A 23,357-nucleotide genomic window follows, 5' to 3' on the forward strand; every position below is an offset into this window, starting at 1 on the left:
ATATTCCTTAGAATATGCGGCCTTTCGGGCACCTATGCCCGCTGTGCCTTTAGATTTGCAGCACCGACTACAGGAACGATGTTCACATGCTAACAATCCGTCTTGCCCTTGGCGGCTCCAAAAAGCGCCCGTTTTACCACTTGACCGTAACCGACAGCCGCAACCCGCGCGACGGTTCGCACAAGGAACAGGTTGGTTTCTTCAACCCTGTTGCTCGTGGTCAAGAAGTTCGTCTGTCCGTGAACCAAGAGCGCGTAGCCTACTGGCTGAGCGTTGGTGCACAACCTTCTGAGCGCGTTGCTCAGTTGTTGAAGGAATCTGCTAAGGCTGCGGCCTGAGCAATATGAACGCGACGCCAGCTGTTGCTGATGATTTGATCGTTATCGGCAAGATTTACTCGGTTCACGGCGTTCGCGGCGAAGTGAAGGTGTACTCCTTTACTGATCCGATTAAGAACCTGCTGGAATACAAAACCTGGACGCTCAAGCGTGACGGCAATGTAAAGCAGGTAGAGCTGGTCAGCGGACGCGGGAACGACAAGTTCCTGGTCGCAAAGCTCAAGGGTCTCGATGATCGTGAAGAAGCTCGTCTTCTGGCCGGTTATGAGATCTGCGTGCCACGCAACCTGTTCCCTGAACTGACCGACGGCGAGTACTACTGGTACCAGCTGGAAGGTCTCAAGGTCATCGACACCCTCGGGCAATTGTTCGGGAAGATCGATCACCTGCTGGAGACCGGCTCGAATGATGTAATGGTGGTCAAGCCTTGCGCTGGCAGCCTGGATGATCGCGAACGCCTGTTGCCCTATACCGAGCAATGCGTGTTGGCCGTCGACCTGGTCGCAGGCGAGATGAAGGTGGATTGGGATGCGGACTTCTAAGCGTGGCTAATTTGCGCGTAGAAGTGATCAGTTTGTTTCCCGAGATGTTCTCCGCCATCAGCGAGTACGGCATCACCAGTCGGGCGGTGAAACAGGGGCTGTTGCAGCTCACCTGTTGGAATCCGCGAGACTACACGACGGATCGACATCACACTGTGGATGATCGCCCTTTTGGCGGTGGTCCGGGCATGGTGATGAAGATCAAGCCCCTGGAAGATGCTCTGGTTCAGGCCAAGGCAGTCGCCGGGGAGGGCGCGAAGGTGATTTACCTGTCCCCCCAAGGCCGTCAACTGACTCAGTCGGCGGTACGCGAGTTGGCGAATCTGGATGCATTGATCCTGATTGCCGGCCGCTATGAAGGCATTGACGAGCGTTTTATTGATGCTCATGTCGATGAAGAGTGGTCGATTGGCGACTATGTACTGTCTGGCGGCGAGCTGCCGGCGATGGTCCTGATCGATGCGGTTACACGACTGCTGCCTGGAGCTTTAGGGCATGCGGACTCCGCCGAGGAAGATTCCTTTACGGATGGTTTGCTGGATTGCCCGCACTACACCCGACCGGAGGTGTATGCGGATCAGCGTGTTCCCGACGTATTGCTAAGTGGCAATCACGCGCACATCCGGCGTTGGCGTTTACAGCAGTCCCTTGGTCGGACCTATGAACGACGCGCCGATCTTCTGGAAAGCCGCTCGCTTTCTGGAGAAGAGAAGAAGCTGCTCGAGGAATACATCCGCGAGCGGGACGATAGTTAACAACGTATCGATGGTAGATCCGACGATTTACCTTAGGAGCACAGCATGACTAACAAAATCATCCTTGCACTCGAAGCAGAGCAGATGACCAAAGAGATCCCTACCTTTGCCCCGGGCGACACCATTGTCGTTCAGGTGAAAGTGAAGGAAGGCGACCGTTCGCGTCTGCAAGCGTTCGAAGGCGTTGTAATCGCCAAGCGTAACCGCGGCGTAAACAGTGCATTCACCGTGCGTAAGATCTCCAACGGTGTTGGCGTAGAGCGTACTTTCCAGACCTACTCCCCGCAAATCGACAGCATGGCTGTCAAGCGTCGCGGTGACGTACGTAAAGCCAAGCTGTACTACCTGCGTGACCTGTCGGGTAAAGCAGCTCGCATCAAGGAAAAACTGGCTTAAGTCCAGCTTCCGATGCAGAAAAAAGCAGCCTACGGGCTGCTTTTTTGTTGCCTGCGATTTCTCCGGTTCGCGGCCTGACCTGCAACCGAGTCACGGCCATCGCGAGCAGGCTCGCTCCCACAGTGGATCTGTGAGTGCGATTGGATCCCCTGTGGGGGCGAGCCTGCTCGCGATTCGATTTACGCAGCGGCGCTGACCTCAGGCTGAATCAACGCCAACAACGTCCACCCCGCCGCAGGCTTGAGCGCACTGTCCGGTGTCACCACATGCACCCAGCCACTGTCATCCCGCGCAAACAGCAGCGTCGCCCGCTCGCCATGCAATGCCTGATAATCCTCCCAGCCAAATCCATCGGTCAGGTGCGTGCTGTACAGCTCTGCCCCCTGATGCAGCTGATTGGCCAGCTTGACGTAGGTCAGTTCCTCATCGCCCAGTAAACGCCCGCGATGCTCATGGCTGGCGCGATGCTTGTCGGTGCGGCGGCTCTCCTGGCCGCTGGCGAGCCCGAACAGGCGTTGATGACCAAAGTCATGACGAAAGCGCATCGACGCCAGCGTGTTCAGTTCGCCGGACGGCGACAGCGTCAGCAAATGCCCCAGCCCGACCAGGTCCAGGTGCGCGTCGGCATGCTGCGATGCCGGATTGCCGAAGTACGTCGGCAAGCCCTCCATGCGCGCCGCGCGGATGTTTTCCCAGCTCGAGTCTGTCAGCAGCACGCGACTGCCCAGTTGCTGCAAGGCCTTGCCCAGGGTTCGCGCCGGAGCGTTGGCACCGACGATGAGGAAGCCGCTGGGCGCCGGTTCGGCGACTTTCAGCAAGCGCGCCAATGGCCGTGCCGTGGCGCTTTGCAGCACCACGGTGCCAATGATCACAGCGAAAGTCAGGGGCACAAGCAGCAAGGCACCCTGATGGCCGGCCTCATCCAGGCGAATCGCGAATATCGCCGAGACGGCCGCTGCGACGATCCCGCGAGGGGCTATCCACGATAGCAGCGCCCGTTCGCGCCAGCTCAAAGTCGAGCCGAAGGTGGAGAGCATCACGTTCAGGGGGCGGGCAATGAGCTGGATGATCAGCAACAGGATCAACACCAGCGGCCCGAGTCCGATCATGGCGTTCAGGTCGAGGCGCGCCGCCAGCAAGATGAACAGCCCGGAAATGAGCAGCACGCTGAGGTTTTCCTTGAAGTGCAGGATGTGCCGGACGTCCACGCCCTTCATGTTGGCCAGCCACATGCCCATCAAGGTCACGGCCAACAGCCCGGATTCGTGCATCACTGCGTTGGCGGCAATGAAAATCCCCAGCACCGAGGCCAGTGCGGCCAGGTTGTGCAGGTACTCCGGCAGCCACTGACGCCGGATAATCATGCCGAGCACCCAGCCACCGGCTATCCCGAACACGCTGCCACACAGAATCACGCCTCCGAAAGTCAGCAGGCTATGGCTCAGGCCTTCACCCGCCGCGCTGGCGATGATGAAGCTGTACACCACCACGGCGAGCAGGGCGCCAATCGGGTCGATGACAATGCCTTCCCAGCGCAGGATGTTGGCAATCGAGGCTTTTGGTCGCACCACGCGCAACATCGGCACGATCACCGTAGGGCCGGTGACCAGCGTCAGGCTGCCGAAGAGAATGGCGAGCAGCCAGTCAAAATCCAGCAGGTAATGGGTCGCGACCGCAATCACCACCCAGGTCGAGAGCGCGCCGAGGGTGACCAGTCGATGCACGACGCTGCCGATCTCGCGCCATTCCGACAGGTGCAGGGTCAGGCTGCCTTCAAACAGGATCAGCGCCACTGCCAGCGAAACCAGCGGCATCAGCAGCGGTCCGAACATCACTTGCGGGTCGAGCCATCCCAGGATCGGCCCGACCAGAATCCCGGTCAGCAACAGAAAGAGGATCGCCGGCAATTTCAGGCGCCACGCCAACCACTGACAACCCAGCGCCGCAGCTCCGATACCGCCAATCGCCAACAGAATCTGCTGTTCGTTCATTGAAGCTCCTGTTCCTTGAAGTAGCCGGCTATGAAAGACTAGCGGCCGTTTATTCCGTTCACCCTTTTTTCGCACGCCGTCTCTAGACGGCGTGTCCAGAGCGATCATGCCTGCTATCGATCATCCCCTGATAGACCAATTCCTCGACGCGCTGTGGCTGGAGAAAGGTCTTTCCGACAACACCCGCGATGCTTATCGCAGCGACCTGGCCCTGTTCAACGGCTGGCTGCAGGAGAAAGGCCTGGAATTGATCAATGCCGGACGCGAGTTGATCCTCGATCACCTGGCCTGGCGTCTGGAGCAAAACTACAAACCCCGCTCCACGGCGCGATTTCTCTCGGGTGTGCGTGGCTTTTATCGCTATCTGCTGCGGGAAAAGCTGATCGCCGTCGATCCGACCTTGCGCGTGGACATGCCGCAGTTGGGTAGGCCTTTGCCCAAATCCCTGTCGGAAGCTGACGTCGAAGCCTTGCTCAAGGCGCCGGATCTAAGCGAGGCCATCGGCCAGCGCGACCGCGCCATGCTCGAAGTGCTTTATGCCTGTGGCCTGCGGGTGACGGAGCTGATCAGCCTGACGCTGGAGCAGGTCAACCTGCGCCAGGGCGTGCTGCGGGTGATGGGCAAGGGCAGCAAGGAGCGGCTGGTGCCGATGGGCGAGGAGGCGATCGTCTGGGTCGAACGCTATCTGCGCGATGGTCGCGGCGAGTTGCTGGGCGGACGGCCCAGCGATGTGTTGTTCCCCAGCCAGCGCGGCGAGCAGATGACCCGCCAGACGTTCTGGCACCGGATCAAGCACCAGGCCAAGGTCGCCGGGATCGGCAAGTCGCTGTCGCCGCACACCTTGCGCCACGCGTTCGCCACGCACCTGCTCAACCACGGCGCGGATTTGCGGGTGGTGCAGATGTTGCTGGGGCACAGTGACCTTTCCACCACCCAGATCTACACCCATGTCGCCCGGGCTCGATTGCAGGATCTGCACGCCAAACACCACCCGCGCGGCTAACGATGTCTGCGATCTGCTTTATGTGGGAGCGGGCTTGCTCGCGAAGGCGGTGTATCAGCCGCCATCCATGTTGAATGACACACCGCTTTCGCGAGCAAGCCCGCTCCCACACGGATTTGGCAGGTGCAATCTCTTGCGACAGGCGCATTCGGCCACACGGACCTTATGTGGTAGGCTTTCTCGGTTTGCACGATGGGCGTTTATGACCCGGTGTTTCGGCCCGGCATTCCGAGCGTCCCATTTGTCCGCCTTCAGGAGTTCTCATGCGTCTGATCCAGATTTTCGCCGCCGCCGCCATTGCGTTGGTCAGCACCTTTGCCGTCGCCGATGACGCGGCCGATAAAGCGATTCGTAAAAGCCTGGAAAACCTCCAGCTGGAAGTACCGGTAGAAAGCATCTCCGCCAGTCCCCTGCCTGGTCTGTATGAAGTCAAGTTGCAAGGCAGCCGCGTGCTCTACGCCAGCGCCGACGGCCAGTACGTGGTCCAGGGCTACATGTTCCAGCTCAAGGACGGCAAACCGGTCAACCTGACCGAGAAGACCGAGCGCCTGGGCGTTTCCAAACTGGTCAACGCCATTCCTGTCGCGGAAACCGTGGTGTATCCGGCCATCGGCGAAACCAAGTCGCACATCACCGTGTTCACCGACACCACCTGCCCGTACTGCCATAAACTGCACGCCGAAGTGCCTGAGCTGAACAAGCGCGGCATCGAAGTGCGTTACGTAGCGTTCCCGCGCCAGGGCCTGGGTTCGCCAGGTGACGAGCAATTGCAGGCGGTCTGGTGCTCGAAAGACAAGAACGCGGCCATGGACAAGATGGTCGACGGCAAGGAAATCAAGGCCGCCAAGTGCGATAACCCGGTGTCCAAGCAGTTTGCCCTCGGCCAGTCGATTGGCGTGAACGGCACGCCGGCCATCGTATTGGCCGACGGTCAGGTCATTCCGGGCTACCAGCCGGCGCCACAAGTCGCCAAACTGGCGCTCAGTGCCAAGTAATTCGTATCGTCACGGTCAGCCGTTGACGAGCGTGGCCCGGCGGCAGTTCCAGCCGGGCCATCAATAGAGAGCCGCGAACTTGCGGTTGTTTTCACGGCCGGCCTCGAGTCGGCCGTTTTATGGGGAGTTCACAGTGAAACCGGTCAAAGTAGGCATCTGTGGGTTAGGGACCGTCGGTGGCGGTACCTTCAACGTACTTCAGCGCAACGCCGAGGAAATTGCTCGTCGTGCCGGGCGTGGAATCGAAGTGGCACAAATTGCCATGCGCACGCCAAAGCCTCAGTTCCAAACGACCGGTATTGCGATTACCACCGATGTCTTCGAAGTGGCCACGAACCCTGAGATCGACATCGTCATAGAGCTGATGGGCGGCTACACCGTCGCCCGCGAGCTGGTACTCAAGGCCATCGAGAATGGCAAGCATGTGGTCACCGCGAACAAGGCGCTTATCGCCGTTCACGGTAATGAAATTTTCGCCAAGGCGCGCGAGAAGGGCGTGATCGTTGCGTTCGAAGCGGCCGTGGCCGGTGGCATTCCGGTGATCAAGGCGATCCGTGAAGGCCTGTCCGCCAACCGCATCAACTGGGTGGCTGGCATCATCAACGGCACCGGCAACTTCATTCTCACCGAGATGCGCGAGAAAGGCCGGACCTTCGAAGACGTGTTGGCCGAAGCGCAAGCCCTGGGCTACGCCGAAGCCGACCCGACCTTCGACGTCGAAGGCATCGATGCGGCGCACAAGCTGACGATCCTGGCGTCCATTGCATTCGGTATCCCGCTGCAATTCGACAAGGCCTACACCGAAGGCATCACCAAGCTGACCACCGCTGACGTGAACTACGCCGAAGCGCTGGGCTACCGCATCAAGCACCTGGGCGTGGCGCGCAGCACCGCGGCGGGTATCGAACTGCGCGTGCACCCGACGCTGATCCCGGCCGATCGCCTGATCGCCAACGTCAACGGCGTGATGAACGCGGTGATGGTCAACGGCGACGCCGCCGGTTCGACCTTGTTCTACGGTGCCGGTGCCGGCATGGAGCCGACCGCTTCATCGGTGATCGCCGACCTTGTGGACGTGGTTCGCGCCATGACCTCGGATCCGGAAAACCGCGTGCCGCACCTGGCCTTCCAGCCGGATTCGCTGTCGGCGCACCCGATCCTGCCGATCGATGCCTGCGAAAGCGCGTACTACCTGCGGATCCAGGCCAAGGACCATCCGGGCGTACTGGCCCAGGTGGCCAGCATCCTGTCCGAGCGTGGCATCAACATCGAATCGATCATGCAGAAGGAAGCCGAGGAGCACGATGGCCTGGTACCGATGATCCTGCTGACCCACCGTGTGGTGGAGCAGCGCATCAACGATGCCATCGCGGCCCTGGAAGCCCTGGCGGGCGTGGTCGGTCCGGTTGTACGGATCCGTGTCGAGCACCTGAACTAAGCCGTTATCGTTCACCGGGCCAGCGTGCTGGCCCGGTATTGCGAACACTGTCCATTGGAGTCAGTCATGCGTTACATCAGTACCCGCGGCCAGGCACCGGCCCTGAATTTCGAAGACGTCCTGCTGGCAGGCCTTGCCACCGACGGCGGTCTGTACGTCCCGGAAAACCTGCCACGTTTCACTCAGGAAGAAATCGCTTCCTGGGCCGGCCTGCCGTATCACGAGCTGGCTTTCCGGGTCATGCGCCCGTTCGTTACCGGCAGCATTCCTGACGCCGATTTCAAAAAGATTCTCGAAGAAACCTACGGCGTGTTCGCCCACAATGCCGTGGCGCCGCTGCGCCAGTTGAATGGCAATGAGTGGGTGCTGGAGCTGTTCCACGGCCCGACCCTGGCGTTCAAGGACTTCGCCCTGCAACTGCTCGGTCGCCTGCTCGACTACGTGCTGGAAAAGCGCGGCGAGCGCGTGGTGATCGTCGGCGCCACGTCTGGCGATACCGGTTCGGCCGCCATCGAAGGCTGCAAGCATTGCGAAAACGTCGACATCTTCATCCTGCACCCGCACAACCGTGTGTCCGAAGTGCAGCGTCGGCAGATGACCACCATTTTCGGTGAGAACATCCACAACATCGCCATCGAAGGCAACTTCGATGACTGCCAGGAAATGGTCAAGGCGAGCTTTGCCGACCAGGGTTTCCTCAAGGGCACCCGCCTGGTGGCGGTCAACTCGATCAACTGGGCGCGGATCATGGCCCAGATCGTTTACTACTTCCACGCGGCCCTGCAGCTGGGCGGCCCGGCGCGCTCGGTGGCGTTCTCGGTGCCAACCGGTAACTTCGGCGACATCTTCGCCGGTTACCTGGCACGCAACATGGGCCTGCCGATCAACCAGTTGATCGTCGCCACCAACCGCAACGACATCCTGCACCGCTTCATGAGCGGCAACCAGTACGTCAAGGAAACCCTGCACGCGACGCTGTCGCCGTCGATGGACATCATGGTGTCCTCGAACTTCGAACGCCTGCTGTTCGACCTGCACGGTCGCAACGGCGCGGCGATTGCCGGTCTGATGGACAGCTTCAAGCAGGGCGGCGGTTTCAGCGTCGAGCAGGAGCGCTGGACTGAAGCGCGCAAACTGTTCGACTCGCTGGCCGTGGACGATGCGCAAACTTGCGAAACCATCGCCGAGGTCTATGAGCAGACCGGTGAAGTACTGGATCCGCACACCGCGATCGGCGTCAAGGCCGCCCGGGAATGCCGTCGCAGCCTGGATATCCCGATGGTGATCCTGGGCACGGCCCATCCGGTCAAGTTCCCGGATGCCGTGGAGAAAGCCGGTGTAGGAAAAGCCCTTGAGCTCCCTGCACATCTTTCTGATTTGTTTGAAAGAGACGAGCGATGCACCGTATTGCCGAATGACTTGAAGGCTGTGCAGGCCTTTGTCAGTCAGCATGGCAACCGCGGTAAGCCTTTGTAACCGGCAAACTTTGTCACACAAGAAAGCCCGTCTCCTGACGGGCTTTCTTGTTTGTGCATGCCACACTTGCCAGCAGGAGTCGCCCATGGGAACGGGCGGACTGTTTACCAAGGATGTGGCAATGCCGGTTTATAGAAAATCAAGGCCAGCGGCATACTGGCTGCTTTTGCTCGGTGCGCTGGGCGGTGTATTGGGTGGCATGGCCGCGGCTGATCCGGCTCCGGCGAAGGCGGTCGCGGGTGTGCGCATCGCGCTGGATGCCAAGGAGCTGCAATGGATCGCCGAACACTCGCCAGTGAAGGTGGCGTCGCTGGATTACCCGCGGTACCTGTTCAAGAATGAGCATGGCCAATGGAGCGGCCTGAACAGGGACATGCTGGATCGCATCAGCGCCATGACAGGCTTGCGCTTTGTCCATGTCGAGTCGTTCTCCATCGAGCACATGCTTGAACGCCTGGAGCGGGGTGAGGCGGACATGAGCACCACGCTGGCAATGAATGACGAGCGCAAGGTGTTCCTGGATTTCAGTCATTCCTTTGGCGGCTCTGGTTGGGTGTTTGTCGGGCGGGCCGGGGCGCCCCAGGTCGAGTCGTTGCAGCAGCTGGCCAAACGCGTGTTGGTCCTGCCGACTCGGCATGCGCTGGAGGCGGTCATTCGTCGTGACTACCCAGCCATCGAGTTGCGGTCGGTCAAGACCTACGCTGAGGCTCGCGCGCTGGTGGAAAGCGGTGAGGCCCATGCCACCATCGACAGCGAAACAGGGGCGCAACTCTTTCCCTCCGGCCAGCTTCAGGTCGGGCAAGTCGTGGAAGGGCAGTGGGACCCGGACTACCTGACGGTGCGCAAAGGACAACCGCAACTGTTGAGCATCCTCAACAAGGCCCTGGCGGCTTTTCCTCCCGCCGAACTTCGCGCTCTGCGTGTGAAGTGGCTCACTGGCGCCAACCCGGCTCCGAACGCCTGGCAACGATCCGCCCCATGGATTGGCTGGGGCTTGTTGGTCGCCTGTCTGTTCGGTGTGCTGTCGCTGCTCTGGAGCCGCCGCCTGGCGGTTTTGGTCCGGCAACGTGAGGAGGCCGAACAGGACCTGGGCGATCAACTGGCTTTCCAGCACGCATTGATCGACGCCATGCCCGATCCGCTGTTCGTCCGTGATCTCCAGGGGCGTTTGATCCTGTGCAACAAGCGTTATGAGGAGAGCCTGTCGACCCGTTTCGAGCGGATCAAGGGGCGACAATTGATCGAACTCGACCTGTTGCCCAAAGAGACCGCCGAACTCTTGCATGATGAGTTCATGGCCCAGCTGGGCACGCGCAAACCGTGCTTCTGCGAGCGGCAATTGATGTTCAATTCAGGCCCCCGGGCGATCTACCAGTGGACGGTGCCCTTCTACGGTGCGGGCGGCCAGCTACGAGGTTTGCTGGGTGGGTGGAGCGATATCGGGCGGCGAACCGGCCAGGCTTGATGTGGTTGTTTTTTCCTTGTCATCTTCGCCGTGCATGCTCTATCGACCAGAGGCGCAGGCTCACCTGCACTCGGTTTTCAGAACTTTCTACTCGGGCCCGCGGTCATTTACTGTACACACGCCCCAGGCACTTTGTTTTCGGACTATTGAGTGGTGATCGGATGGAAAGTATCAGTCTCTTGCTCGGTGAGGCTCTGAGCCCGTACCAGGTGACGTTGACCCCTTCGGGGATTCATGGCGAATGCCGGGTGACGTTGAAGAATGCGATCGGCGCCATAGTGGTCGATCGGGCGTTCAATCAGGCACAGTTGGCCGACAAGCGTCAGCTGACGGATGTTGTCGACGGTTTGCACCGCGACGTGCTGATTGCTGAAGGACGCCTGGAGCCCTGTGTGATCGCGGCGTTGCGCAATGCCGCACAAGACAAGTTGCTCGCCAGTCGAAATTGAATTGTCGGTTGTGGGAACCTTCCTGCATCCCCATCGTCAGACCTAGTAACAGCAAGATCAAGCATTGTGCTCCGGTGCTTGCCGCTTGCCGTTACGGGTCCTTGAAAAGACCACGTTTAACCCCGAGTCGTCTCCCCACTTCTCGGGGTTTCTTTTTGCCCGGCAATTGTCAGTAGCCGTCCTGTTGCTCGAAAAACGTCTTGGCCGCTTGCAGGTAGTCGCTGCGACTTTGCGAATCGAGCCAGCCGGCATATGCCTCGCTCAAGTGATCCCGGGGCAGGGCGCGCAGAAGCTGATTGATCTCGACGATCGCCTGGCGGCCCTGGGGCGTATTGGTGCAGCCGATGTAGCCGGACAGGTATTTGCCGGTGCCACGGATCGGGTAGAACTGCAGTTCCTCCTCAGCGATGCCTTGTTGCCGGGCCTGATAGCGAATTTCCGGGCGGTAGCCCAACAGCAACTGCAGGCGTCCCAGGCGCTGCATCTGCAACAGGCTGCCCAGGGCGTCGTTGCCGTAGTGCGAGGTCAGCACCTTGCCCGGCGCCTGCTTGAGCAAACCGTCGAGATACTCGCCATAGTTGCGTTCGGCAACAATGCCCAGCGTCACGTTGCCGGTGGCCAACAGGGCCGCCAGGTCCACTTCTCCATCCTTGAGGAACGGTGTCAGTACTTCCCGATCGTTACGCCGTATCGCCAGGCCATTGCTCATGGCGCGAAAGACCGGCAGGGAAAAGGCGATCCAGCTTTCGCGCTCCTTGCTCCAGTTCAGCGCCGCATCGCAGGTGAGTGACGGTTCGTGAAGCATCTGCAAGCCACGGGCACGATTGACCTTCATCACGCTGTGACGGTACTGCGGCATGCCGGCAATCAGTTGTCGCAGAAATTGATCAATGATCCCCTGGCCTTTTTCCGGGCCGTCAAAAATGAACAGCGGAGGGAGATCGCGTTTCAGCCAGAGCAGGGACTCCTTGGGCTGCGCCGACACCGGCGAGGCCAGCGTGATGATCAGGAGCAGGCTCGTCAACGCGGCCAAGCGCCGCCCGTCCGGCAACAGGCAGCGCTTGATGAGTCGCGCAAACAGACGCTTGAGCTCAGATGGCTCCGTCTTTGCGCAGCTGTGTGATCTGCGACGCGTCATAGCCAAGTTCCTGGAGTACCTGGGCATTGTGCTCACCCAGTTGCGGCCCGACCCATTCACAATCACCGGGTGTCTCTGAGAGTTTCGGCACGATCCCCGGCATCTTGAAATCCTTGCCATCGGGCAGCTTGGCCTGCAGGAACATTTCCCGGGCGAGGTACTGGGGATCGCTGAACATGTCTTCGGCGCTGAAGATCCGGCTGGCCGGTACGTCAGCCTGATTCAAGCGTTCGATGACGCTGTCCAGGGGCAATGAATTGACCCAGCGATCGATGACCCCGTAAATTTCGTCGCGACGACTGTCGCGGCCGTCGTTACTGGCCAGCGCCGGGTCGTTGGCCAGGTCTTCGCGGCCTAAGACCCGCATGAAACGCTTGAAGATGGCATCGCCATTGGCGCCGATCTGCACATGCTTGCCATCGGCACTGGTGTGGATCGAGGAGGGCGTGATGCCCGGCATGATGTTACCGGTGCGCTCGCGGATGAAGCCGAACACGTCGAACTCCGGCACCATACTTTCCATCATGGCGAAGATCGCCTCGTAGAGCGCCACGTCCACCACTTGCCCCTCACCGCCATTGACCTCGCGGTGACGCAGGGCCATCAGGGCACCGATCACGCCCCACAGTGCGGCAATCGAGTCACCGATGGAAATCCCGGTGCGCACCGGCGGCCGGTCATCGAACCCGGTGATGTAGCGTAAACCACCCATGGATTCGCCGACCGCGCCAAACCCGGGCTGATCCTTCATCGGGCCGGTCTGGCCGAAGCCCGAGAGGCGCACCATGACCAGCTTGGGATTCAGGGCATGCAGGACTTCCCAGCCCAAGCCGAGTTTTTCCAGTACGCCGGGGCGGAAGTTCTCGATCAGGATGTCTGCTTCACTGAGCAGTTTCTTCAGGATCGCCAGGCCGTCCGGGTGCTTGAGGTTCAGCGTCAGCGACTTTTTATTGCGAGCCTGAACGAACCACCACAGCGAGGTGCCTTCGTACAACTTGCGCCATTTGCGCAATGGATCGCCGCCGTCCGGTGATTCGACCTTGACCACATCGGCGCCGAATTCAGCGCAGATGCGCGAGGCAAACGGGCCGGCGATCAAGGTACCCAGTTCGATGACTTTCAGACCTGAGAGCGGTTTGGCAGAAGACGGCATGCGGGTTCCTGTAGGACAAAGATTGAGCGAGTACAGAGTTTTAACATAGCCGACTGTCAGGCGCCCAAGGGAGATCTGCTTCTATTCGTTGATTGGTGGCTGCATCGGTTAGACTTGCCGCCTTTCCCCGTATCAAGAAGCCCGTTCATGGCCCAGCCGTCCACGACCTACAAGTTTGAACTGAACCTCACCGACCTCGATCGCAGTGTCTACGAGTCCGTCAAGCAGACCATCGCCCGCCACCCTTCGGAAACCGAAGAGCGCATGACCGTACGCCTGCTGGCCTACGCCCTCTGGTACAACGAACAACTGTCGTTTGGCCGTGGCCTGTCAGACGTGGATGAACCGGCCCTGTGGGAAAAGAGCCTGGATGACCGTGTCCTGCACTGGATCGAAGTCGGCCAGCCGGATGCCGACCGCCTGACCTGGTGCTCGCGCCGCACCGAACGCACCAGCCTGCTGGCCTACGGCAGCCTGCGGGTCTGGGAAGGCAAGGTGATCCCGGCGATCAAGAACCTGAAAAACGTCAACATCGCGGCTGTTCCCCAGGAAGTCCTGGAAACCCTGGCCAAGGACATGCCCCGGGTTATCAAGTGGGACGTGATGATCAGCGAAGGGACGATTTTCGTCACCGACGACCGCGGCCAGCATGAAGTCCAGTTGCAATGGCTGTTGGGCGAACGCGGCTGATCAGCCGCGGCCTCACCGGTTTTATCCTACGTATTGAAGAGAAGCCCCTGTCACCCCATGCGCATCGAACCTCGCCTGCTGCCCGACACCCTGCCATTCCTCGGTGATATTCCACCGCTGTTGACCCGGCTGTACGCCGCGCGGGGCGTGTTATCCGAAGCCGAACTGGACAAGAGCCTGGCGCGGCTGATTCCGTTCCAACAGCTCAAGGGTATCGAGGCAGCGGTGGATTTGCTGGTGACCGCGCTCGAACAGCGTCAGCGGATCCTGATCGTCGGTGACTTCGATGCCGACGGCGCCACAGCCAGTACCGTGGGCACGCTGGGCTTGCGCCTGCTGGGTGCGGCGCACGTCGATTACCTGGTGCCCAACCGGTTCGACTACGGCTACGGCCTGACCCCGGAAATCGTCGCCGTGGCCCTGGAACGCCAGCCTCAGTTGCTGATTACCGTGGACAACGGCATCTCCAGTGTCGAAGGCGTGGCCGCGGCGAAAAAGGCCGGGCTCAATGTGTTGGTCACCGACCACCATTTGCCCGGCGACGAACTGCCAATGGCCGATGCCATCGTCAATCCGAACCAGCCCGGTTGCACCTTCCCGAGCAAGGCGCTGGCCGGTGTCGGGGTGATTTTCTATGTGTTGATGGCTTTGCGTGCGCGGTTGCGCGAACTTGGCTGGTACACCAGCAAGCCGCAGCCGAACATCGGTGAGTTGCTCGATCTGGTGGCTTTGGGCAGCGTGGCCGACGTGGTGCCGCTGGATGCCAATAACCGCATCCTGGTGCATCAGGGCCTGGAGCGGATTCGCGCCGGACGCGCGCGGCCGGGAATCAAGGCGATTCTTGAAGTGGCCAAGCGTGATCATGCGCGCATCACTTCCACCGACCTGGGGTTTATCGTCGGACCGCGCCTCAATGCCGCCGGGCGACTGGATGACATGAGCCTGGGCATCGAATGCCTGCTGACCGACGACGCGGCGCTGGCCCGTGAGATGGCGGCGCAGCTGGACGGGATGAACCAGGACCGTAAATCCATCGAGCAGGGCATGCAGCGTGAAGCGCTGGCCCAGCTCAAGGATTTGCCGGTGGAATCGATGCCATTTGGCTTGTGCCTGTTCGATCCAGAATGGCACCAGGGGGTCATCGGCATCCTCGCCTCGCGCATGAAAGAGCGTTATTTCCGGCCGACCATTGCCTTTGCCGATGCCGGCGACGGCTTGCTCAAGGGGTCGGGCCGTTCGGTCCAGGGCTTTCATATTCGCGACGCCCTGAGCGTGGTGGCGGCGCAGCATCCGAACCTGATCACCAAATACGGTGGCCATGCCATGGCCGCCGGCCTGACGCTGCCGGAGGCGAATTTTCCGTTGTTCGCCGAAGCCTTCGATGCCGAGGTTCGTCGTCAATTACGCGACGAAGACCTGACCGGGCGCCTGTTGTCGGACGGCACCCTGGCGGTCGAGGAGTTCCACCTGGAACTGGCCCGTGCCTTGCGCCATGCCGGCCCTTGGGGGCAACACTTCCCGGAACCGCTGTTTCATGGAGTGTTTCAATTGGTCGAGCAGCGTGTGGTCGGCGAGCGGCACCTCAAGGTGGTGCTGCGCAGCGAGTGCGGCTCGGTCAAGCTCGACGGCATTGCCTTCGGCATCGACCGTGAGGTCTGGCCGAACCCGACCATCAAGTGGGTTGAGTTGGCCTATAAACTCGACGTTAACGAGTTTCGCGGCAATGAGACGGTGCAACTGATGATTGCCCACATCGAACCGCGTTGACCCTTTCGCGAGCAGGCTCGCTCCCACAGGATTTGCGCGAACCCTGTGGGGACGAGCCTGCTCGCAAAAGCGATCTTTCCGACACCGAATCTCGATGAACCCTCCCTCATCCCCCGATGTCGACTAGGCTCTAAGCACTGCTTGATTATCCTTGTGACGTCTCGTCAATTTTTTGCCCGCGGGGGCGGGTGCTGCATCCTTTTCCTGTCACTCGTCGACTATTCAAACAGAACCCTGGAGCCTGACCACTGATTTGAGAGGTGCCCCATGAGTCTGCTGCTTGAACCCTACACCCTTCGTCAATTGACCCTGCTCAACCGCATCGCGGTGTCGCCGATGTGCCAGTATTCGAGCGTCGATGGCCTGGCCAATGACTGGCACCTGGTCCACCTCGGCAGCCGCGCTGTCGGGGGCGCCGGACTGGTATTTACCGAAGCCACGGCGGTCACGGCCGACGGGCGTATCACAGACCAGGACCTTGGCCTGTGGAATGATGAACAGATCGAACCGCTGCAACGCATCACTCGCTTCATTGCCGCCCAGGGCGCCGTCGCCGGCATCCAGCTGGCCCATGCCGGACGCAAGGCCAGTACCTATAGACCCTGGCTCGGCAAGCATGGCAGCGTAAAAGTCGACGAGGGTGGCTGGCAGCCGGTCGGCCCGTCACCGATCGCCTTCGACCCCCAGCACACACAACCCATACAGCTCGACGAAGGCCAGATCGCCGAGGTCATTCAGGCCTTTGTCGAGGCGGCGAAACGCGCGTTGACCGCTGGTTTCAAGGTGGTCGAAGTGCATGCGGCCCATGGCTACCTGTTGCATCAGTTTCTGTCGCCCCTGAGTAATCAGCGGCGTGACCAGTACGGCGGCTCGTTCGAAAATCGTATTCGCCTGGTGTTGCAGGTGACCGAAGCGGTGCGGGCGGTGTGGCCGGAAGAATTGCCGTTGTTTGTGCGGGTGTCCGCCACCGACTGGGTGGAGGATGGCTGGAATCCTGATGAAACCGTCGAGCTGGCGCGACGCTTGAAAAGCCTCGGCGTGGACCTGATCGATGTGTCGTCAGGCGGCACGGCGGTCAACGCGGAAATCCCCACAGGCCCGGGTTATCAGACCCGGTTCGCAGAACGTGTACGCAAGGAGTCAGGCATCGCCACCGGCACTGTAGGCATGATCACCGAGCCGGCACAGGCCGAGCATATCCTGCGCACCTGTCAGGCCGACATCATCTTCCTCGCTCGTGAGCTGTTGCGTGACCCCTATTGGGCGCTGCATGCCGACGATGACCTGGGCGGGCGCAAGGCCATATGGCCAGCGCAGTACCACCGCGCGACCCATCGAGACCAACCGATTCACGAGTCGGATTTGCGTGATTGAGTGAGGCTGCAAACAAAAGCCCCGGTCGATTTGGCCGGGGCTTTGTTTTCGTCAGCTGTATTTGCGCTTGTCCGGCGCTGGCGGGAAGTACTGGTACAACCAGGTTTCACTCAGCGTGCGGTCATTGCTGCGGATGAACAGCCGCAGCTCCACCGGCGCGACACTGTCGTTGGTCGGGTACCAGTCAAAGGTGATGCGGTAGCCCTTGATGTCATCGAGCACCAGCACGTTGAAGTCCTTCACCTGGCCGTTCGAACAGGTGACCACCGGCTCGATGCCGGTGCCTGGGGGTAGGCGATCCAGGCCGCCGCCGTTGAAGTCCACGGCAAAACGACGGGCCCAGACCTCCGGATAATGCTCGCCCGGCGCCCAGCCTTCGGTGAAACCGCCCATGCCCGACCGGGTCGCATTGACCCGTGCCAGCGGTGTGCCGACGGGCGGCAGGGCGCTCCAGTAGAGTTTGTAGCCGTAGTTCAGCGAATCGCCAGCGGCGACCGGTTTTTTCGGAGTCCAGAAGGCAACGATGTTATCGAGGGTCTCGCCGGTGGTAGGAATTTCCAGCAGATCGATAGAGCCTTCGCCCCACGCAGTCGTCGGTTCGACCCACAGGCTCGGGCGTCGGCTGTACCAGTCGACAGTGTCCTGGTAGCTGGCGAACTCGTGGTCGGTCTGCACCAGGCCGAAACCTTTCGGGTCCTTGTCGGTGAAGGCGTTGAATTGCAGGGTCGCCGGGTTGTTCAGCGGGCGGCAGATCCACTCGCCGTTGCCACGCCACATCGCCAGGCGATCGGAGTCGTGGATCTGCGGGTGAATGGTGTCGCACATGCGGCGCTCGTGGGTGCCGCAGCTGAACATGCTGGTCATCGGCGCGATGCCCAGTTGTTCGATGGCGGTGCGCGCGTTGACGTGGGCGTCGACCTCCATCACCACGCGCTCGGCCTGGCAATCGATGTCAAAACGGTAGGCGCCGGTGGCGCTCGGCGAGTCGAGCAGGGCGTAGACCACGAAACGCGTGCTGTCCTTGCCTGGCGTCTCGAACCAGAACTTGGTGAAGTCGGGGAATTCTTCGCGTTTCTTCGCATAGGTGTCGATCGCCAGGCCGCGGGCCGACAAGCCGTACTGGCCGGTGGCGTCTACCGCACGGAAATAGCTGGCGCCGAGGAAAGACACCACGTCGTGTTTGTCCAGTTCCGGCGCCTTGAACAGCTTGAAGCCGGAAAAGCCCAGGTCGCCCTTGAGCTGCTGGGTATCGACCGACGTATTTTCATAGTTGAACAGCGAAGGGCGGAAGTGCACTTCGCGGGCCATGTGGGTATTCGGATCGACGCTGTACATGCGTACCGGCTGGCGGAAACCCATGCCCACATGGAAAAACTGCACATCCAGCTGACCATTCAGGTCATTCCACAACGAATGTTTGCCGTCATAGCGAATGGCATTGAAGTTCTGCGGGGTCATGGTCGCCAGGGTGGGCGGCAGCACCTGCTTGGTGTCCTGGTAGCGATTGCTGGCCAGTTGCTTGGCCTGGACCTTCAGCGCTTCGAAGTCGAACGCCTGAGCCTCGCCATCCGCCGTGCCGTTGCTTGCCCAGGCACGTGCAGCGAGCAGGCCGGTGGCCGACAAACCGGTGTAGGCCGCAATGGCCATGGAGGCTTTGAGCAAATTCCTGCGATGCATAAGTACAACCTGTCGTGAACGATCCCGCGCCGTTCCTGGCACTGCTGGATCAAAAATATCGGTTCGGACATGCCTTCGGCCAAACGCAACTGACTTTAAACAGATAACCAATAGCTTAAACCGTTCGGTTACGCAGAAAAAATGATTGATGGCGTGATGGTGGCGCGGCAATGAAACAAGAGATGTCGGTTAACGTTTCCGACAGCAGATTCTGATTTAGAGGGCATTTCTGCTTTTTTCGACTAATTACTCTAAAAACTGCTTTTCAGCGCCCGGATAGTTTCTATTCTATGGGCATGACCGGTTTCTGCCCTTCGGGCCGGTGGGCTTCAGCGGCCGCAGGGTGGCTGCTGAAAAAAGGGTAGGGCGATGCGGTTTCTGAAGTTTTCTTTGACGTAGAGAAGGACATCGTCCATGTCGAAAGTACAAGGCATCACCGAAATCCTGGGAATTTTTGCGTGCCTGTCTACTGGCCGGCGAAGACGTCGGCTCAATAGCGAGGAGATGAAGTTGGTGGAGCGCTATCGGGAGTTGTCGGAGAGTGACCGTATTGCAATGCGTTATCTGGTGGATGCGATGCGCAGTGTTTCGCGGTTTTGAAGAAATGGAACGTTCAGTCGCGGCAAATCTGCCGCGGCTGGATGTTCTCCCTTACCAATCCTCAGAGCGTTCGGAACGCTGAAGCAGCACTCTCAACACCTGTACATCCGCGGGACGCCAGGAACTGTTTCGAAATGCTTGCCTGTTGCAGACTCGAGGTACCCCCGGTACCCGTTGGCACCGGGGCAACTTCCGTTATCGACTAACCTTCCACGCATCCCCGGCTGGCGCCTTGCCGTGGTCATACGGCTTGGCGACCCACATGTAGAGCAACCCCAGGCCGATGACGATGGCGGTACTCAGGACCATGGCGTAGTTGATGTACCACGCGGCGTCCGGGGTCCGTGGCCAGGCCATGTTGACGATTGCGCCGACGCCATAGACCAGCGCGCCGATGTTCACCGGCCAGCCCCAGGCGCCGAGGGTGAATTTGCCGCTGGGTTTCCAGCCTTTGAGGCGGGCGTACAGCGCCGCGAGTACGATCATCTGGAAGGCCAGGTAGATGCCGATGGCGGCGAAGCTGACGATGGTGGCGACTGCATCCTGCAGGAAGAAACCGAGGATGATGATCAGCGCCGGCAGGACGCCGGACACGAACAGCGCTGCAACCGGAACCTGGGTTGTCGGAGAAATCTTCTTCAGCAGTCGGCTGCCGATGACCATTTCGTCCCGGGCGTAGGAGTACAGCAGGCGACTCGCCGCCGCTTGCAGGCTGATGACGCAGGAGATGAAGGAAATCATCACCACACCCATCACCATTTTCGAACCGACCGGGCCGAAGGCGTTGTTGAGGATGGTGCCGACCGGGTCCTTGTCGGTGCCATCGATCACCGCCTGCATATCCGGCACGGCGAGGATCAGCGCCAGGCAGGCGAACATCGCCGCGATGCCGCCGATGTAGATGGTCATGCGCATGGCCACCGGGATCTGCTTGCTCGGGTTCGGGGTTTCTTCGGCCACGTCGCCGCAGGCCTCGAAGCCGTAGTACAGGAACATCCCCGCCAGCGAGGCGGTGAGAAAGGCCGGCAGGTACGAGCCGTCGACGCTGATGTCGAAGGTGTTGAACAGCACGCTGATCGACTGATGGCGTTCGAAGACCAGCAGGTAGACACCGACGATCACCGCCCCCACCAGTTCGCAGAGGAAGCCGAACATGGCAATGCGCGCCAACACCTTGGTGCCGCTGAGGTTGACCAGGGTGGCAAACAGGGTCAGTACCAGGGCAATGACGATGTTGGTGTTGTTGTTCGGTTCAAAACCAAGCATGGCGGCCAGGTATGGGCCGGCGCCGACCGCAACGGCGGCTATGGTCACGCACAGGGCGATGGAGTAGATCCAGCCGACCATCCACGCCCAGCGCTTGCCCACCAGGCGACGGGCCCATGGGTACACGCCACCGGAAATCGGGAACTGCGAAACCACCTCACCGAAGATCAGGCACACCAGCAACTGGCCGCAACCGACCAGCAGGTAGGCCCAGAACATCGGCGGCCCGCCAGCGGCGAGGCACAGGCCGAAGAGGGTATAAACCCCTACGACCGGAGAGAGATAGGTGAAGCCCAGGGCGAAGTTTTCCCACAGGCTCATGCTGCGGTTGAAGTTGGAGGTGTAGCCCAGTTTACGCAGCTGCTCGGCATCGCTGTCGGCGATGACCGAAGAGAGATCGGGTGATGCACTCATGTGTGTTTGCTCCGTGAAATCGGCAGATTTCGGGTGTCCGGGACCGTGGCGGCGCTTGGAGACGCCGCCCGGATCGGTAGTTATTGTTATGACTTATTTGGGTTGGAGCCCGGTGGTGCCTAATGCCGGTTCCTGCCTTGAAACCGAGGTGACACCATCGCTGGCAAGCCAGCTCCTACAGGAGCCAGCCTGCTGGCGATGTTTTTCAATGCTTGAACATCACATGCCGCACGACGGTGTAATCCTCCAGCCCATACATCGACATGTCCTTGCCATACCCGGACAGCTTCTGCCCGCCATGGGGCATTTCGCTGACCAGCATGAAGTGCGTATTGACCCAGGTGCAGCCGTACTGCAAGCGCGCCGACAGGCGATGGGCGCGGCCGACGTCGGCGGTCCACACCGATGACGCCAGGCCGTAGTCCGAGTCGTTGGCCCAGCCCAGCACCTGCGCTTCATCAGTAAATTGGGTCACCGAGACCACCGGCCCGAACACTTCGCGGCGCACGATCTCGTCGTCCTGCTGCGCATCGGCCAATACCGTCGGCTCGAAGAAGAAGCCATTGCCCTCGACTGCCTTRCCGCCCGTGATCAGGCGAATGTGCGGCTGCGCCACGGCGCGCTCGACAAACCCGGCCACGCGGTCACGGTGTTGCGCGGTGATCAGCGGGCCGAGCTCGGTGGCCGGATCGTCCTGCAGGCCGTACTTGATGCTGCTGACCGCCGCGCCGAGTTTTTCCACGAACTTGTCGTAGATACCTTCCTGGGCATAGATGCGGCAGGCGGCGGTGCAGTCCTGGCCGGCGTTGTAGAAACCGAAGGTGCGGATGCCYTCSACGGCGGCGTCGATGTCGGCGTCGTCGAAGATGATCACCGGGGCCTTGCCGCCCAGTTCCATGTGCATGCGCTTGACGCTGTCGGCGGTGCTGGAAATGATGTTCGAGCCGGTGGCGATGGAACCGGTCAGCGACACCATGCGCACTTTCGGGTGGGTGACCAGCGGGCTGCCGACCGTAGGACCACGGCCGAACACCAGGTTGAGCACGCCGGCCGGGAAAATCTCCGCCGCCAGTTGCGCCAGGCGCAGGGCGGTCAGTGGCGTCTGCTCMGACGGCTTGAGCACCACGGTGTTRCCGGCGGCCAGGGCCGGGGCGATTTTCCAGGCGACCATCATCAGCGGGTAGTTCCACGGCGCGATGGAGGCGATCACCCCCACCGGGTCGCGGCGGATCATCGAGGTGTGGCCGGGCAGGTACTCGCCACCGGCCGAACCGCTCATGCAGCGGCTGGCGCCGGCGAAGAAGCGGAACACGTCGGCAATCGCCGGGATCTCGTCGTTGAGCGCGGCGCTGTAGGGCTTGCCGCAGTTGTCCGATTCCAGCTTGGCCAGCTCTTCACCATGGGCCTCGATGGCGTCGGCGAGCTTGAGCAGCAGCAACGAACGTTCTTTCGGCGGGGTCTGCGACCAGCTGTCGAACGCGGCATCGGCGGCGCGCACGGCGGCATCGACCTGGGCTTCGCTGGCTTCGTTGATTTCCACCAGCACGCTTCCTAGCGCCGGGTTGAACACCGGTTGGGCGGGGCCTTCGCCGTTTTGCAGTTGGCCGTTGATCAAGAGTTGAGTTTGCATGGCATTGTCCTCTTCGAAGCTATTGTTGTTCTCTGTGGAAAACGGTCCCCTTGCAGGCGCTGGCTTGCCAGCGAAGACGTCATCACAGGCAACATCGATGTTGGCTGACACGCCGCCTTCGCCGGCAAGCCGGCTCCTACAGGATTCGGTTTTTGTAGGAGCTGGCTTGCCAGCGAAGACGTCATCACAGGCAACGTCGATGTTGGCTGACCCAGCGCTTTCGCCGGCAAGCCGGCTCCTACAGGATTCGGTTTTTGCAGGAGCTGGCTTGCCAGCGAAGACGTCATCACAGGCAACGTCGATGTTGGCTGACACGCCGCCTTCGCCGGCAAGCCCGCTCCCACAGGATTCGGTTTTTGTAGGAGCTGGCTTGCCAGCGAAGACGTCATCACAGGCAACGTCGATGTTGGCTGACCCGCCGCCTTCGCCGGCAAGCCGGCTCCTACAGGATTCGGTTTTTGTAGACGCTGGCTTGCCAGCGAAGACGTCATCACAGGCAACGTCGATGTTGGCTGACCCGCCGCCTTCGCCGGCAAGCCGGCTCCTACAGGATTCGGTTTTTTGTAGGAGCTGGCTTGCCAGCGAAGACGTCATCACAGGCAACGTCGATGTTGGCTGACACGCCGCCTTCGCCGGCAAGCCGGCTCCTACAGGATTCGGTTTTTGTAGGAGCTGGCTTGCCAGCGAAGACGTCATCACAGGCAACGTCGATGTTGGCTGACCCAGCGCTTTCGCCGGCAAGCCGGCTCCTACAGGATTCGGTTTTTGTAGGAGCTGGCTTGCCAGCGAAGACGTCATCA

General features: G+C 60.7%; 20 protein-coding genes. 14 read left to right on the forward strand and 6 right to left on the reverse strand.

From position 1 onward, the window contains the following. Positions 1-86 precede the first annotated feature (86 nt). Genes rpsP through rplS form a run of 4 tightly spaced genes read left to right on the forward strand, consistent with a single transcriptional unit; the run spans position 87 to position 2,031 of the window. The gene (gene rpsP, locus BKX96_RS01805) at positions 87-338 is read left to right on the forward strand and encodes a 30S ribosomal protein S16 (protein WP_003198088.1); all 252 of its coding nucleotides are present in this window, start codon (positions 87-89) and stop codon (positions 336-338) included. A 5-nt stretch (positions 339-343) separates the two neighbouring features. Then, positions 344-880, forward strand: a complete 537-nt coding sequence (gene rimM / locus BKX96_RS01810; RefSeq protein ID WP_046820360.1) for a ribosome maturation factor RimM — start codon at positions 344-346, stop codon at positions 878-880. Between the two features lie 2 nt (positions 881-882). After that, positions 883-1,635, forward strand: coding sequence for a tRNA (guanosine(37)-N1)-methyltransferase TrmD (gene trmD / locus BKX96_RS01815; protein ID WP_046820359.1), 753 nt, complete (start codon positions 883-885; stop codon positions 1,633-1,635). A 45-nt stretch (positions 1,636-1,680) separates the two neighbouring features. Beyond that, positions 1,681-2,031, forward strand: coding sequence for a 50S ribosomal protein L19 (rplS, locus tag BKX96_RS01820; protein WP_003175895.1), 351 nt, complete (start codon positions 1,681-1,683; stop codon positions 2,029-2,031). Positions 2,032-2,210: 179 nt separating this feature from the next. Here rplS and BKX96_RS01825 read toward each other — a convergent pair whose 3' ends face one another. Further along, positions 2,211-4,022 carry a cation:proton antiporter gene (locus BKX96_RS01825; protein WP_077182512.1) on the reverse strand — a complete coding sequence of 604 codons (1,812 nt, stop codon included), beginning with the start codon at positions 4,020-4,022 and terminating at the stop codon, positions 2,211-2,213. A gap of 106 nt (positions 4,023-4,128) precedes the next feature. Here BKX96_RS01825 and xerD point away from each other — a divergent pair, with 106 nt between their 5' ends. From xerD to BKX96_RS01855, 6 genes are all read left to right on the forward strand, one after another. Then, the gene (gene xerD / locus BKX96_RS01830; protein WP_046820357.1) at positions 4,129-5,025 is read left to right on the forward strand and encodes a site-specific tyrosine recombinase XerD; all 897 of its coding nucleotides are present in this window, start codon (positions 4,129-4,131) and stop codon (positions 5,023-5,025) included. Between the two features lie 263 nt (positions 5,026-5,288). Continuing rightward, a complete protein-coding gene (gene dsbC / locus BKX96_RS01835) occupies positions 5,289-6,020 on the forward strand; it encodes a bifunctional protein-disulfide isomerase/oxidoreductase DsbC (protein ID WP_077182513.1) in 732 nt (243 codons plus the stop codon). A gap of 133 nt (positions 6,021-6,153) precedes the next feature. Continuing rightward, positions 6,154-7,458 (forward strand): homoserine dehydrogenase, encoded by a 1,305-nt coding sequence (locus tag BKX96_RS01840; RefSeq protein WP_046820355.1) that lies wholly within the window; start codon positions 6,154-6,156, stop codon positions 7,456-7,458. A 66-nt stretch (positions 7,459-7,524) separates the two neighbouring features. Then, positions 7,525-8,934 (forward strand): threonine synthase, encoded by a 1,410-nt coding sequence (gene thrC, locus BKX96_RS01845; RefSeq protein ID WP_046820354.1) that lies wholly within the window; start codon positions 7,525-7,527, stop codon positions 8,932-8,934. Positions 8,935-9,055: 121 nt separating this feature from the next. Next, entirely contained in the window at positions 9,056-10,399 is a 1,344-nt protein-coding gene (locus BKX96_RS01850; RefSeq protein ID WP_077183107.1) for a transporter substrate-binding domain-containing protein, read from the forward strand. A 161-nt stretch (positions 10,400-10,560) separates the two neighbouring features. Further along, positions 10,561-10,848 carry a DUF3509 domain-containing protein gene (locus tag BKX96_RS01855; RefSeq protein ID WP_077182514.1) on the forward strand — a complete coding sequence of 96 codons (288 nt, stop codon included), beginning with the start codon at positions 10,561-10,563 and terminating at the stop codon, positions 10,846-10,848. Positions 10,849-11,017: 169 nt separating this feature from the next. Here BKX96_RS01855 and BKX96_RS01860 read toward each other — a convergent pair whose 3' ends face one another. Both BKX96_RS01860 and BKX96_RS01865 read right to left on the reverse strand, forming a co-directional pair. Continuing rightward, a complete protein-coding gene (locus tag BKX96_RS01860) occupies positions 11,018-11,986 on the reverse strand; it encodes a TIGR02285 family protein (protein ID WP_077182515.1) in 969 nt (322 codons plus the stop codon). Beyond that, positions 11,940-13,139 carry a CaiB/BaiF CoA transferase family protein gene (locus BKX96_RS01865; RefSeq protein WP_077182516.1) on the reverse strand — a complete coding sequence of 400 codons (1,200 nt, stop codon included), beginning with the start codon at positions 13,137-13,139 and terminating at the stop codon, positions 11,940-11,942. Before BKX96_RS01865 ends, BKX96_RS01860 begins: the two co-directional genes overlap by 47 nt. A gap of 147 nt (positions 13,140-13,286) precedes the next feature. Here BKX96_RS01865 and BKX96_RS01870 point away from each other — a divergent pair, with 147 nt between their 5' ends. From BKX96_RS01870 to BKX96_RS01880, 3 genes are all read left to right on the forward strand, one after another. After that, complete coding sequence (locus BKX96_RS01870; RefSeq protein ID WP_008057823.1) at positions 13,287-13,829, forward strand: YaeQ family protein; 543 nt, start codon at positions 13,287-13,289, stop codon at positions 13,827-13,829. Between the two features lie 57 nt (positions 13,830-13,886). Then, a complete protein-coding gene (gene recJ, locus BKX96_RS01875; protein ID WP_077182517.1) occupies positions 13,887-15,596 on the forward strand; it encodes a single-stranded-DNA-specific exonuclease RecJ in 1,710 nt (569 codons plus the stop codon). A 267-nt stretch (positions 15,597-15,863) separates the two neighbouring features. Beyond that, the gene (locus BKX96_RS01880; RefSeq protein ID WP_046820349.1) at positions 15,864-16,970 is read left to right on the forward strand and encodes an NADH:flavin oxidoreductase/NADH oxidase; all 1,107 of its coding nucleotides are present in this window, start codon (positions 15,864-15,866) and stop codon (positions 16,968-16,970) included. A gap of 51 nt (positions 16,971-17,021) precedes the next feature. On the opposite strand, the gene BKX96_RS01885 is transcribed toward BKX96_RS01880, so the two are convergent. Continuing rightward, positions 17,022-18,647, reverse strand: coding sequence for a glucan biosynthesis protein D (locus tag BKX96_RS01885; RefSeq protein ID WP_046820348.1), 1,626 nt, complete (start codon positions 18,645-18,647; stop codon positions 17,022-17,024). 414 nt (positions 18,648-19,061) lie between these two features. On the opposite strand from BKX96_RS01885, the gene BKX96_RS01890 reads away from it, so the two are divergent. Next, positions 19,062-19,247, forward strand: coding sequence for a hypothetical protein (locus BKX96_RS01890; RefSeq protein WP_008057830.1), 186 nt, complete (start codon positions 19,062-19,064; stop codon positions 19,245-19,247). Positions 19,248-19,442: 195 nt separating this feature from the next. Here BKX96_RS01890 and BKX96_RS01895 read toward each other — a convergent pair whose 3' ends face one another. Beyond that, positions 19,443-20,927 carry an APC family permease gene (locus tag BKX96_RS01895; protein WP_077182518.1) on the reverse strand — a complete coding sequence of 495 codons (1,485 nt, stop codon included), beginning with the start codon at positions 20,925-20,927 and terminating at the stop codon, positions 19,443-19,445. A 205-nt stretch (positions 20,928-21,132) separates the two neighbouring features. Beyond that, positions 21,133-22,557 (reverse strand): gamma-aminobutyraldehyde dehydrogenase, encoded by a 1,425-nt coding sequence (locus tag BKX96_RS01900; protein ID WP_077182519.1) that lies wholly within the window; start codon positions 22,555-22,557, stop codon positions 21,133-21,135. Positions 22,558-23,357 lie beyond the last annotated feature (800 nt).

This window comes from Pseudomonas putida (assembly GCF_001976065.1).
GTDB lineage: Bacteria > Pseudomonadota > Gammaproteobacteria > Pseudomonadales > Pseudomonadaceae > Aquipseudomonas > Aquipseudomonas serbica.